Origin of the sequence: Salimicrobium halophilum, from assembly GCF_900100295.1 — a bacterium.
In the GTDB taxonomy this organism is placed as follows: Bacteria; Bacillota; Bacilli; order Bacillales; family Halobacillaceae; genus Salimicrobium; species Salimicrobium halophilum.
In genome coordinates this window covers 57,863-70,165 of record NZ_FNEV01000009.1, presented here as the reverse complement: position 1 = coordinate 70,165, position 12,303 = coordinate 57,863, and the positions used below count along the sequence as shown (strand labels likewise).

Genomic DNA, 12,303 nt, shown 5'->3' with positions numbered 1-12,303 from the left:
AAAGGAGGGAATCTTATGCAACCATTATTAGCGACTATCGGATATTTTCTGATGGCAGTCGTTGTTGTGTTGATCGGACTGGGTATATTTGAATTAATGACGAAGAAGTACAAGGATTGGGAGGAAGTGGGTGCCGGAAATCAGGCAGTCGCTATGTCGATTGCCGGTAAAATCATCGGTATCTGTATCGTCCTTTCTTTCGCCATTTATCACAGTTTCACTATTATGGATACACTTATTTGGGGCGGGGTCGGCGTAGTATTACAGATGATAGCCTACTTGTTGTTCGAATTGTTTACGCGTAAATTTTCCGTTGAGGATAAGTTGAAAGAGAACAATACAGCAATCGGAATCATCTCGATGGGTGTATCGATCGGTCTTGCGTTCGTCATCGGTGCGTCGATTACATAGGAAATGGGGCACTCTTACATAAGAGAGTGCCCTTTTTGATGGGGAGAATATGTTATGAATGAGAAAGCGATCAGACAAAGCAAATTGATATACTGGGCCTCCGGGATCGTGTCCATCTGTGGAATTATCTTCGAAGTGCTGTTCGGAGCGCTCGGTTCTTACATACTGGGAGATGGAGTGAAACAGTATACGCTTACGATCAGTCTGTTTCTGACCGGCATGGGTGTCGGAGCGAGTGTCAGTGAAAGGGTGACCAGAAACCTCATCATTGCGTTTGTATGGACAGAGTTCATGGTGGCTATGATCGGAGGATTTTCGAGTTTCCTGATGTTCGGAATGACTGCCTTCGCTCCATCAGGGTCGGATGCTTTATTCCTTTATCTCGTCACGTTCACGGTAGGAGCATTGACAGGAGTGGAGTTGCCGGTACTTATCCGGAAAGCGAATGAAATCGGGGTGGAATTGAATAAAAGTACAGCACGCGTCCTGTTTTCCGATTACGCCGGCGGGTTGATTGGGGGACTTCTCTTCGCCTTTTATTTACGCCCGGAGATGGGAATGGTGAAATCAGCTTTCTTCGTTGGTGTCATAAATCTATCGGTCGCTGTTCTCGTACTTTTTTACTTCAAAAAAGAAATCAAAAAGTTTTCTTTTCATCTCGGGAGTGCCGTTTTTATCGGCGTGTTACTGGTGAGCGGTTTATTCTTCGGGGAAGAACTTGCATTTTCCTTTGAGCAGAAACTGTATAAAGACCCTATTCTGCATATAGAGGACACGCCCTATCAGAAGATTGTCCTGACGAAAGAAGGAGAAGACGTGCGACTGTTTCTGAACGGGTCCCTTCAATTCAGTTCTGTAGATGAACACCGTTACCATGAAACGCTTGTACATCTTCCTCTTGCTTATAAAAAAGAGGTGGAAGACGTTCTCGTACTCGGAGGCGGAGACGGTCTTGCGGTTAGAGAGTTGCTTAAGTATGAGAATCTCTCTTCCGTAACTCTTGTCGATCTCGACCCCGCTGTCGTTGAGCTAGCAACAGAAAATCCTCATTTGGAGCAATTGAACAAAGGTGCCTTGGAAGATCCGTCGGTAGATGTTTTGCATGAGGATGCTTTTCAGTATCTGGAGGAAACGGATAATCGCTTTGATGCCGTGCTGATAGACTTGCCTGACCCTAACAACGAGAGTCTGAATAAACTGTACACGAAAGAATTTTATTCCCTTGTACGTAATCATCTCGAGCCGGAAGGGATCATGATGGCACAGGCAACGAGCCCCGTTTTTGCGACAGAGGTTTACTGGACGATTGATGAGACTGTGAAAGCTACCGGTATGAATACGTACAATTTCCACGTAGATGTTCCGAGTTTCGGTAACTGGGGGTTCGTGATGGCCTCTCGCGGGGATATTGATGTAGACGAAGCATCGATCGGTGTAGAAACGGAATTCCTGACAGAGGATGTGATATCTGCTTTGACGGTGTTTGGGAAAGATACAGACAGGGAAATCATAGACAGTGATGGGCAGGTGAAGAACCTGGAACCCAATACATTGATTCATCCGAATTTAATACAGAAGTATGAAGAAGCATGGAAACACTATTAAAGGAGGAAGAAAAATGAAAGTATCTTTTCATGGACACGCTGTTGTAAAGGTGGAAACAGAGAAGCACACGATTCTCTTCGATCCTTACATTTCAGAGAATGGGAACACGGATTTGAATGCAGATGAACAGGATGCGGATATTATCCTGTTGACGCATGGACACAATGACCACGTCGGGGACACATTTGATATCGCCAAACGGAATGATGCTCAAGTCATCGCGCCATTCGAACTAGCTACGTACCTCGGTAATAAAGGATTGAATGCTCATCCAATGTATATCGGTGGCAGCCACGATTTCGACTTCGGAACTGTGAAGTTTACGCAGGCGTTCCACGGTTCTTCTTACACAGAAGAAGACGGGACCATCATCTATACCGGAATGCCTACAGGAATCCTTCTGACGATCGATGGCCAAACGATTTATCACATGGGAGACACAGGTCTCTATTCTGATATGAAGATGATCGGGGAAAGAAATGACATCGATCTTGCTTTTGTTCCGATCGGAGATAACTTTACGATGGGACCGGAAGATGCTTTGACTGCGGCTGAATGGATCGGCGCGAAACAAGTCGTTCCTATCCACTATAATACGTTTGATTTAATCAATCAGGACGGTGAAGGATTCGCTGAGAAAGTGAAGCCCGGAAAAGGGGTTGCCCTGAAGCCGGGAGAATCCATCGACCTGTAAGCGAGAATATGACCGGACAATCTGCAAGGATTGTCCGGTTTTCTTTGTTTGTTAGTGATGACTGGGTGTTGGGAGGAGGGGAGACGGTAGTTATGAGGTAATTTATTTTAAGTTGGATAGAAAAGTGTCGGATAATATTTGTCATGAGCTGATTATTGAAGTGAATTTTTAAAAACTGTTTGATACTGAAGGTTATGAGGTGTTTATTGATTTTAACGGGTGATTATTGTCGTAAAACCATCCGAAAGAAGTAAGGCAATTCTTTCGGATGGTTTTAGTTAATGTAAGAAATCTTCTGAACGTTCTTCTCCGCTTTTCTTAACCAGATCTAGCTACGACATCCAGAAACCCGAGCCATAAGTAGGCAGGATTAGAGAAAGGAAGGGCGCCTTTATCTAACCTGCCTACTTATGACTGTGGTTTCTAAGCGGGGTGTCTCCGCTTTTCTTAATTAAAATTGAAGTCTAACTGTATCACTAGTATAATAACAATTACACTTAAAAATACTAGTACAGTTGGAAAGTCGGTGAGGGAATGGCTACAAAGCATGAACAGATTTTGAATCATATCGAATCGCTGAGTATCGGAAGTAAAATTTCCGTGCGTCGGATTGCGAAAGAGATGCAGGTCAGTGAAGGTACGGCTTATCGTGCCATCAAGGAAGCGGAAAACCAGAATCTCGTCAGTACGATCGAACGGGTCGGAACGATAAGGATTGAACAGAAGAAGAAAGAGAATATTGAACGGCTGACATTCGCGGAAATCGTGAATATCGTCGAAGGACAGGTCATGGGCGGACGGAAAGGCCTGTATAAGACGTTGAATAAATTCGTGATCGGTGCGATGAAGCTGGATGCGATGATGAGGTATACAGAAGCGGGTTCTCTTCTCATTGTAGGGAACCGGACGAATGCACATGAGCTGGCAGTCCAGGAAGGTGCAGCTGTCCTTGTTACCGGAGGGTTCGATACGACGGATGAAGTGAAGCGTCTCGCTGATGAAAAAGAACTACCTGTCATTTCCACCAGTTACGATACGTTCACTGTTGCCACGATGATCAATAGAGCGATTTATGATCAGATGATCAAAAAAGAAATTGTGCTCGTCGGAGATATCTATACCCCTCTCGAAGAATCGGAATTCCTGTCGACGACAGACCCGGTGAAGAGGTGGTATGAATTGAATAAAGAAACGACACACAGCCGGTATCCGGTCGTAGATGTGCAGAACCGGGTAGCGGGGATTGTGACCTCTAAAGATATTGTCGGAGAAGATGAACAGACACTCGTCGAGAAGGTGATGACGAGAAACCCGATGACGGTTACGGCGAATACCTCTCTTGCGAATGCTGCTCATATGATGGTGTGGGAAGGGATAGAACTGATGCCTGTCATCAACTCCCTAAGAGAGCTTCAGGGTATTATCTCCCGTCAGGACGTATTGAAGGCGTTGCAGAATATTCAGAGACAGCCCCAGGTAGGGGAGACGATCGACGACCTCATCACCAATCAGCTGAGTCATATTACAGATGAAGAAGGTAACTACATTCTTCAGACGAAAGTGACGCCTCAGATGACGAATCAATTGGGGACGATGTCTTACGGAGTATTTACAGCTCTGATTACAGAAGCAGCGAGCCACCTGCTTACCAAGTATAAGAAAGGGGACCTGGTCGTAGAAAATATTTCTACGTATTTCATCAAACCGGTGCAGCTGGAGAGTGACGTAGAGATCCATCCACATATTCTTGAAGTAGGAAGGAAATTGGCGAAATTGGATGTCGAAGTCTTCCACGAAGGAAATATTGTAGGGAAAGCATTACTTATGGCCCAGCTTATCGATCGGTAATGACTATTGGATAGTAATAAAAAGAAGCTGCTTTTATAAGCAGCTTCAGGTTTCGGCTTGTTTCAGGTATTCCTCTTTGTAGTGACGGGAGGCTTTCCATCCATGATTGATCTGCATAACGGCGAGGATCAAAAAGAGAATGCCGATGAACAGAGATAATCGGGTTTCGTAAAATAAGTATTGGCTGACACCGAAGCTTCCAATGAAAATACCGAGGAAGATTTTTGCTGTGCTGTTATAATACCTCTGCGTAATCGGATGTTCCGAGCGGGTAATCATTACTTTGTTGTAAATGTATAGTACAATAGACACGATAACTAAACTGATGAACAATAGCATACTTAACCATCCTTATAATTTATTCGTTATCGCCTATTCTAGCTTGTTTGATGAAAAAATGCCACCATTCTTTAAGGTCAGGAGTGTTTTATATGTATGAACAGATAAAGAAAGAAATAGAGGACCATCCCACCATTATCATTCATCGCCACGTTCGACCGGACCCGGATGCGCTCGGTTCACAGATTGGTCTGAAAATGATCCTGGAAGCGAGTTACCCTGATAAAAAAGTTCTTGTCACCGGAGAAAACGATGAAAGCTTTGAATTTCTCGGTCATATGGATGAAATAAGAGACGAGGACTATGAAGGGGCGCTTGTCATCGTGAATGACACAGCCAATCAGGAAAGGATTGATGATGAAAGATATTCCCACGGGGAGTCCCTTATAAAGATCGATCATCATCCGGTAGTGGATGAGTACGGGGATGTCCAATGGGTCGAAACGGATTCCAGCTCGACAAGTGAAATGATTTTCGTTCTTACCAGGGAGATAGAGGGGTGGATCATTCCCGAAGAAGCGGCACGCCTGCTTTATGCAGGTATAGTAGGGGATACCGGACGCTTTCTATTTCCGAGTACGACAGAGCGCACATTCGAGGCTGCGTCTGAACTGATCAGGCATGATTTCGATCGCCCTGCTTTATACGATCATCTGTATAAGACACCGATCCACCTCGCACGCTTGAAAGGGTATATTCTTCAGAACGTCACGGTTTCTGACAAAGGACATGCCGCCATTCCACTTACGAAGGAAACCCTTGATGAATTCGGTGTCCATCCTCTTGAAACGAGTAAACTGGTAGGCATCCTCGGAGATATGGAAGGGATCCTCTCCTGGGTATTCTTCGTAGAAGAGGACTCCGAAATACGTGTAAGGCTCCGCTCCAAAGGGCCAGTCGTCAATAAGCTGGCGGAACGTCATAGAGGAGGCGGACACCCGATGGCTGCCGGAGCCAGAGCAGAGGATTGGGAAGAAACAAAGAAAATCGATGCTGAGTTGTATTCCATTTGTGAGGCTTATCAGAAAGAGAATGGATGAATCATCCATTCTCCGCTTTGATTTCCACCTCAATGATGAGCGTCCTGGAAATGATAAGCTTAGTTACCGTTAAATGATAAGTGAAGTCATCAATACGGAAGTCTTTGTTTTCTACAGTAGTTACTATCAGCTCTTCATGACCGGTAAGCTTTGAAATTTCTGTACCCTGGACAGGTTTCAATAATGATTTCGTTTCCTGGATGAGTTCATGTTGAGTCAATTTATCGATGGAGAGTTGTTTGACATTAGTGAGCTTGATAGTCATATCTTCTACATATTCGATATTTGGACGGGATTCCTGCTCGCTTAACAGCTGCTCATACTTCTCTTCCCATTCCTGTACTTCTGTCCTGGCTGTGATGGAGTCTTCGATAGCCTGTTCATACATCTCTCCATAGATGTAGATGAAGATGATATAAGCGAAACACCCCCCGAGCACCGCTCCGGCTAAGAAGCGCTTCATCTCTTTTTTGTAATAGGCAGGTGGGATATGCACTTATGTTACTTCCTTTCCTATGAGCCATTCCATGAAAAGGAGGGCTGTCTGTACCCCGCCCATGGCTGAAACGATGATGATGAACTGCTTGAACACATCAAACGTAGAACCCTCGAAGATCCCTCTTTCAAAATTGCTGATGGCATCAAATGTTCCTCCGATGGCTGCGACGATCGCCCAGATGCGAAGCCCTCTCGCTAATCGGAACATATCCGTCAAAGGCGCTTCTCCTGTAAAAAAACTCCCTATACTGCCAATTACACTCCCACCGACAATCACTCCGAATGCAACGAAGTAACACTGGATCATAGAAATGATCAATCGTTCTTCCATGCAAATTCCCCGTTTCTTCTTATTGTTGTCAGTTTATGTGTACAGGCAGTCACGTATGAAGACAGCTTGAGTTTTTCTGAGTTAAAATCTAGACAGAGGAAGGTGAAAACGATGAGTTATACCCATATCGGCGTGCGCACCGGTTATAGTCTCATGGACAGTACGATTGATACGAATGCTCTTGTAGAAGAGGTGGTACATAAAGGGATGGGCGCTGCAAGTATTTCGGACCGTGAAAGTGTCAGTGCTCTTTTGGCCTTTTATAAGGCATGCAAAGGTAGAGGTATAAAACCGCTCCTCGGCGTGGAGTTGCCTATTGTCTTCAACGAGGAGGCCTATCCGGTCATTCTGATAGCGGAGTCAGAGGAGGGATTCGGGAATATTGTCGAGCTAACTAGCAGACACCAATTGCATCAAGGGTTGAGACTCGATGATATCCATGACCTTGGTAAAGAAGTGACGGCACTATGGCGGACGAGAGAGACTCCTATGGCCCAACCGATTGTAGAAGGCAGAAAAGAAGAGGTGTTATCGGTGTTCCGCTCCTTCGAATCCGTATTTTCTTCCCTTTTTGCCGGGGTCATGGCTACGGATTTCAGACAGGAGCAGATCCTCCATCCTCATTTGAAAGAATGGGAGAAGGAAGAGCAGATGCGGTGCGCTGCGATCAGTGATATCCGTTTTCTTCATGAGGAGGACCGGGAAGCCTATGAAGTTTTGCGTGCCATGGACAGGGGAGTTAAGTTTCAGCGCGGTTCTTCCCCTGTGACAGTGACGTCCTTTTACGACCCTGCAATGGTGGAGGATTTCTTCCGTGACTGGCCGGAAGTGATCATCAATAATGAACGGATCGTGTCCGGGAACAACGTACAATTGAAGCTGTCCCGTCCTCTTTTGCCTGCTTATCCTGTACATGGTGAGAGCTCGGATCAATTTTTAAGAAGGCTTTGTGAAGATGCTTTGAAGCTGAAGTTCCAGGAAAATAGAGACGAAGCCATGGAGCGCCTTCACCATGAACTGGAGGTCATTTCCTCCCGTAACTTCAGTGACTATTTCCTCATCGTTTGGGATTTTGTAGCTTATGCAAAAAAGAACGGGATCAAAGTCGGGCCCGGACGTGGTTCTGCTGCTGGATCGATTGTCGCTTATCTGCTCGATATCACCACGGTGGATCCACTGGAGCACGGACTATTGTTCGAGCGGTTTTTGAACCCGGAGCGCTCTTCGATGCCGGATATTGATATCGATTTTTCCGATCACCGTCGAGATGAAGTCATTTCCTACGTCAGGGAGAAGTATGGAAGGGAATACGTAGCACAAATTTGTACGTTCGGTACCTTCGCCTCAAGAAGTACGATTCGGGAAGTCGGTAAAGCTCTAGGGGTGGAGGAGGAAGACGTTACGTATATTCTGAAGCATTTCCCTTCTTCCAAACCCCTTGGTCTGACAGAAACAGTGAAGCAATCGGAGAACCTGAAGGCATTCATCCGGAATTCTGATGTGCAGAAACGATTGTTTCGCATCGGATCAAAAATCGAAGGGTTGCCGAGGCATATGTCTACCCATGCAGCAGGGGTAGTGATCAGTGAATGTCCATTGAGACGATTCACTGGGCTTATGAATCATGAAGGCCCTGCTCTTCTTACTCAGATGACGATGCATGATGTGGAAGCTCTTGGATTATTGAAGATGGATTTCCTCGGGTTGAGGAACCTGTCTTTTCTGGAAAGTGTAGAGAAAAACATACAGAAATATAAAGATTCATCCTTTTCGCTAGAGATCATCCCGAGTAATGATGCACATACATTCGAACAATTGGCGTTGGGGAAAACGAACGGAATCTTCCAACTCGAATCGGGAGGAATGCGTAAGGTGCTAAGACAATTGCGTCCGGAAAGGTTCGAAGATATCGTGGCGGTCAACGCTTTGTATCGTCCGGGTCCGATGGAGTTCATACCGGATTACATCGAACGAAAGCATGGAAAGGCTTCTGTCACCTACCCTCATGAACAGGTGAAGGAGATTTTGAAAGAGACGTACGGGGTGCTCGTCTATCAGGAGCAGATCATGAAGATTGTACAGGTCGTTGCCGGCTATTCTCTGGGAGAAGCGGACTTGTTCCGAAGAGCTGTAGGGAAGAAGCAGGGAGATGCGATTGAAAATGAGGAAGATCGATTTTTACGAGGGGCGAGCGATAGGGGGTACGACGAGAAGGTAGCCAGACAGTTGTTCGATTGGATCATCCGCTTTTCGAACTATGGATTCAACAAAAGTCACGCGGTAGCATACAGTTATATCTCGTATTGGCTTGCTTATATCAAGGCTCACTACCCTGAATATTTTATGGCTGAATTGATGAACGGGGCTGTCGGGGACAGGGATAAACTGACAGGGTATGTACGTGAAGCTAAGAGGGATGGAGTGCTCGTAAAACCACCTTATATCAACGAAGCCTTCCCACGTGCATTTGTCAGAAGCGGCTCTATTATCCTCGGTTTCATGTTGATAAAAGGAATTGGATATAAGGTCGGACAAGCCATTGCAGACGAAAGGAAAAACGGATACTTTTCGGATTTCTTCGATTTCTCCATGAGATGTTCGGGCTTCATGGATCGTAATGCATTGGAATCACTGATCAAAGCAGGAAGCTTTGATGTTCACCATGGAAATCGGGCAAGTCTGCTTGCGAGTATCGATCAGGCTCTTGAGCAAAGTGAATTGTTCAAGGAATTCCGTGGGGATAAGGGGTTTCTCGATGAGTGGAGCGGGGAACTTGTACCGAAAGCACCTCTGCCGGCATTGAAACGTCTGAATCTTGAAAAGGAAGCGCTCGGCACGATTCTTTCTTCTCACCCTCTCGAAGAAGAACGGAAAGCGCTTGAAAGGAAGAACATCCTTACGTTGAGCACCATGAAAGAAAGGAAAGGCTCGGTGTACATCGCAGCCGTCATAGACAAAATCAGAGAAATCCGGACGAAACGCGGGGAAAGCATGGCGTTTTTAACCATCAGTGATGAAAAGGATGAAATGGACGCGGTCATTTTTCCGGAAGTGTATCGTACGGTAAGCAATTGGCTTGAAGAGGATATGATCATCATTATGCAAGGGAAGATACAGGAGCGGAACGGAGAGAAACAGGTTCAGGTTCAAAAAATTCGCCCTATGCAGGAGGTCACGGAGGTTTTCATCAAAACCACTCACCAGAAGTATCCTCACGCCCTTGGCACGCTGAAAGAGCATGCAGAACATTTCCCGGGAAATTATGACGTGTACTTTTACGTAGAAGATGAAAAGAAGGTGTATAAAGTGCCGGAGGGGCATCAGATTTCTCTCGGAGAGGGCAGTGAAAAGCGTCTGAAACAGGAATTCGGAGAGAAACAGGTGGCTATTCGTAATAAATGGAAATGAAAAGAAATGGATACCTTTACACGGCATAGTGATTTGTTATAATTAAGAGGTCGAATCAGGTGGTCTGACCACTTTCGGAAAGATGTGAATCTGTTCCTGAATGATATATGATAGTAAATAGATGTTAAGGAAATGAAGGAGTGTGGTCTTTTGTCAAATTTGCGAGATGAAGCGTTGCATATCCACAGAGTTAATCAGGGGAAATTGGAGACGACCCCCAAGGTACCGGTCCGGAATGCCAGAGACTTGAGCCTGGCTTATTCACCTGGGGTCGCTGAACCTTGTAAAGAAATCTATGATCATAAAGAAACCGTGTTCGATTATACGATGAAGGGCAACATGGTGGCGGTCGTAAGTGACGGCTCTGCTGTGCTTGGTCTCGGGAATATCGGAGCGGAAGCCTCTCTTCCGGTAATGGAAGGGAAAGCCGCCCTGTTCAAAAGTTTTGCAGGCGTAGATGCATTTCCTATTTGTTTGAGTACCAGTAACATAGATGAAATCGTTCAGACGGTCAAATTGATGGAGCCGACATTCGGCGGTGTGAATCTTGAAGATATAGCCGCACCGAACTGTTTCATTATCGAGGATCGTCTGAAAAAAGAAACGGACATACCTATTTTCCATGATGACCAGCATGGTACAGCTATCGTTACGGTAGCTGGTCTTATGAATGCCCTGAAGATAACAGGGCGCTCCTTCTCCGACATTAAAGTCGTAGCTAACGGTGCTGGAGCTGCAGGGATCGCTATCATCAAACTCCTTTACCATTTCGGTGTGAGGGATATCATCATGTGTGATTCCCGTGGGGCTATCTACGAAGGGCGTCAGGAAGGCATGAACGACGTGAAAGACGAGATAGCCAAGATAACGAACAAAGATAAAGTATCCGGAAAATTAGAAGAGGTCATGGAAGGCACGGATGTGTTCATCGGAGTTTCTGTGGGAGGTCTTCTATCGAAAGAAATGGTGGAGAAGATGAACGATGACTCCATTATATTCGCAATGGCCAATCCAGAGCCTGAAATCATGCCTGAAGATGCGAAAGAAGCCGGGGCGAAAGTGATCGGTACCGGACGTTCAGATTTCCCGAACCAGGTGAACAATGTCCTTGCGTTTCCGGGCATTTTCCGTGGGGCTCTTGATGTTAGAGCAACACGAATCAATGAAAAGATGAAAATCGCTGCTGCTGAGGCAATCGCTGGCCTTGTGGACGAAAGTGAACTCAATGAAGATTACGTGATCCCTGCCCCATTCGATCCACGTGTAGCACCTGCAGTCGCAGCAAGCGTAGCGAAAGCCGCAATGGAATCAGGCGTAGCTCGAAAGCACGTAGACCCTGAACAGGTTGCAGAAAAAACACGTCAGTTGACCATCATTGATGAAGACTAAGGAGGAGGGCAAAGCCCCTTCTCCTTCTGCTTACCTCGATTTTCTTTCCGTTGACGGAGAAGATGGGGGTCGGTTTACGACATTATTACATAAGGAAAGGATCGATTGAAACTGTGGCTCGTTCTGAACCGGAGAAGACGAAAGTATACGAAGGAGTACTTCAGAAATTAAAAGAATTCATCGACAACAATGGCGTGAAGCCAGGAGATAAACTCCCTTCGGAAAGAGAGTTGAGCGAACAGTTGAAAGTGGGACGTTCGTCCATCAGGGAAGCCCTGCGTGCTCTTGAATTGCTGGGGCTCATCGAGACGCGAAGAGGAGAAGGCACGTTCCTCAAAGAATACGAAGACTATCACATGGTGGAGTTATTATCCACGTTTATCCTGAATAGAAGCAGAACACCGGAAGAACTTCGTACAGCAAAAAATATGGTGGAGAAAGAAATGATTATCTTATCCATGGGCAGACTGACTAACGAACAGATGGATGAGCTTATGATGGTTCTTTTCCCGTTCAGGGACGAAAGTCATGATGAGTTCTTCAGACAGTTATTCACCTTCGGTAACCAGCACCTGCTGTTTTCCATATGGCACTTACTGACTTCTTATTTACGGACGGTAGAGCCTATGACGTATACGGAGGAATGGCACCAGCAATTGATGGAAGTTTTGGAAAAGGAAGAAATGACAGAAGCACATCGCTTATTCAATAATACGAAGTGAAATTCTTTGGATACTGCC

11 protein-coding genes are annotated in these 12,303 nt (G+C 45.7%); 8 read left to right on the top strand and 3 right to left on the bottom strand.

Annotated elements, in window-relative coordinates; genetic code table 11:
- Positions 1-15 precede the first annotated feature (15 nt).
- The 4 genes from BLQ44_RS13395 to BLQ44_RS13380 all read left to right on the top strand — a co-directional run bounded on the left by BLQ44_RS13395 (position 16) and on the right by BLQ44_RS13380 (position 4,558).
- Positions 16-411, top strand: a complete 396-nt coding sequence (locus tag BLQ44_RS13395; RefSeq protein WP_093194416.1) for a DUF350 domain-containing protein — start codon at positions 16-18, stop codon at positions 409-411.
- A 54-nt stretch (positions 412-465) separates the two neighbouring features.
- Entirely contained in the window at positions 466-2,016 is a 1,551-nt protein-coding gene (locus BLQ44_RS13390) for a polyamine aminopropyltransferase (protein WP_093194415.1), read from the top strand.
- Positions 2,017-2,029: 13 nt separating this feature from the next.
- Positions 2,030-2,710: a metal-dependent hydrolase gene (locus tag BLQ44_RS13385; RefSeq protein WP_093194414.1), complete on the top strand. Its 681-nt coding sequence runs from the start codon at positions 2,030-2,032 to the stop codon at positions 2,708-2,710.
- Between the two features lie 534 nt (positions 2,711-3,244).
- Complete coding sequence (locus BLQ44_RS13380) at positions 3,245-4,558, top strand: DRTGG domain-containing protein (protein WP_093194413.1); 1,314 nt, start codon at positions 3,245-3,247, stop codon at positions 4,556-4,558.
- A 45-nt stretch (positions 4,559-4,603) separates the two neighbouring features.
- Here the strand turns inward: BLQ44_RS13380 and BLQ44_RS13375 are convergent, their stop codons facing one another.
- Positions 4,604-4,897, bottom strand: a complete 294-nt coding sequence (locus tag BLQ44_RS13375; RefSeq protein ID WP_093194412.1) for a YtpI family protein — start codon at positions 4,895-4,897, stop codon at positions 4,604-4,606.
- Positions 4,898-4,989: 92 nt separating this feature from the next.
- Between BLQ44_RS13375 and BLQ44_RS13370 the strand changes: the two genes are divergently transcribed.
- A complete protein-coding gene (locus BLQ44_RS13370) occupies positions 4,990-5,937 on the top strand; it encodes a DHH family phosphoesterase (RefSeq protein WP_093194411.1) in 948 nt (315 codons plus the stop codon).
- Between the two features lies 1 nt (position 5,938).
- On the opposite strand, the gene ytrI is transcribed toward BLQ44_RS13370, so the two are convergent.
- The gene (ytrI, locus tag BLQ44_RS13365) at positions 5,939-6,433 is read right to left on the bottom strand and encodes a sporulation membrane protein YtrI (protein WP_093194410.1); all 495 of its coding nucleotides are present in this window, start codon (positions 6,431-6,433) and stop codon (positions 5,939-5,941) included.
- The gene (locus BLQ44_RS13360; protein ID WP_093194409.1) at positions 6,434-6,766 is read right to left on the bottom strand and encodes a YtrH family sporulation protein; all 333 of its coding nucleotides are present in this window, start codon (positions 6,764-6,766) and stop codon (positions 6,434-6,436) included. It abuts the gene before it with no gap.
- A 111-nt stretch (positions 6,767-6,877) separates the two neighbouring features.
- Here BLQ44_RS13360 and dnaE point away from each other — a divergent pair, with 111 nt between their 5' ends.
- The 3 genes from dnaE (at position 6,878) to BLQ44_RS13345 (ending at position 12,285) form a co-directional block, all read left to right on the top strand.
- Positions 6,878-10,174, top strand: coding sequence for a DNA polymerase III subunit alpha (gene dnaE / locus BLQ44_RS13355; RefSeq protein ID WP_093194408.1), 3,297 nt, complete (start codon positions 6,878-6,880; stop codon positions 10,172-10,174).
- Positions 10,175-10,324: 150 nt separating this feature from the next.
- Complete coding sequence (locus BLQ44_RS13350) at positions 10,325-11,563, top strand: NAD(P)-dependent malic enzyme (protein WP_093194407.1); 1,239 nt, start codon at positions 10,325-10,327, stop codon at positions 11,561-11,563.
- Positions 11,564-11,676: 113 nt separating this feature from the next.
- Positions 11,677-12,285, top strand: a complete 609-nt coding sequence (locus tag BLQ44_RS13345) for a FadR/GntR family transcriptional regulator (protein WP_093194479.1) — start codon at positions 11,677-11,679, stop codon at positions 12,283-12,285.
- Positions 12,286-12,303 lie beyond the last annotated feature (18 nt).

Excerpts from the sequence above, each read along its gene's own strand:
- dnaE (WP_093194408.1), top strand. The coding sequence starts at position 6,878 with ATGAGTTATACCCATATCGGCGTGCGCACCGGTTATAGTCTCATGGAC.
- BLQ44_RS13385 (WP_093194414.1), top strand. The coding sequence starts at position 2,030 with ATGAAAGTATCTTTTCATGGACACGCTGTTGTAAAGGTGGAAACAGAG.
- BLQ44_RS13395 (WP_093194416.1), top strand. The coding sequence starts at position 16 with ATGCAACCATTATTAGCGACTATCGGATATTTTCTGATGGCAGTCGTT.
- BLQ44_RS13360 (WP_093194409.1), bottom strand. The coding sequence starts at position 6,766 with ATGGAAGAACGATTGATCATTTCTATGATCCAGTGTTACTTCGTTGCA.
- BLQ44_RS13370 (WP_093194411.1), top strand. The coding sequence starts at position 4,990 with ATGTATGAACAGATAAAGAAAGAAATAGAGGACCATCCCACCATTATC.
- BLQ44_RS13375 (WP_093194412.1), bottom strand. The coding sequence starts at position 4,897 with ATGCTATTGTTCATCAGTTTAGTTATCGTGTCTATTGTACTATACATT.
- BLQ44_RS13390 (WP_093194415.1), top strand. The coding sequence starts at position 466 with ATGAATGAGAAAGCGATCAGACAAAGCAAATTGATATACTGGGCCTCC.
- BLQ44_RS13380 (WP_093194413.1), top strand. The coding sequence starts at position 3,245 with ATGGCTACAAAGCATGAACAGATTTTGAATCATATCGAATCGCTGAGT.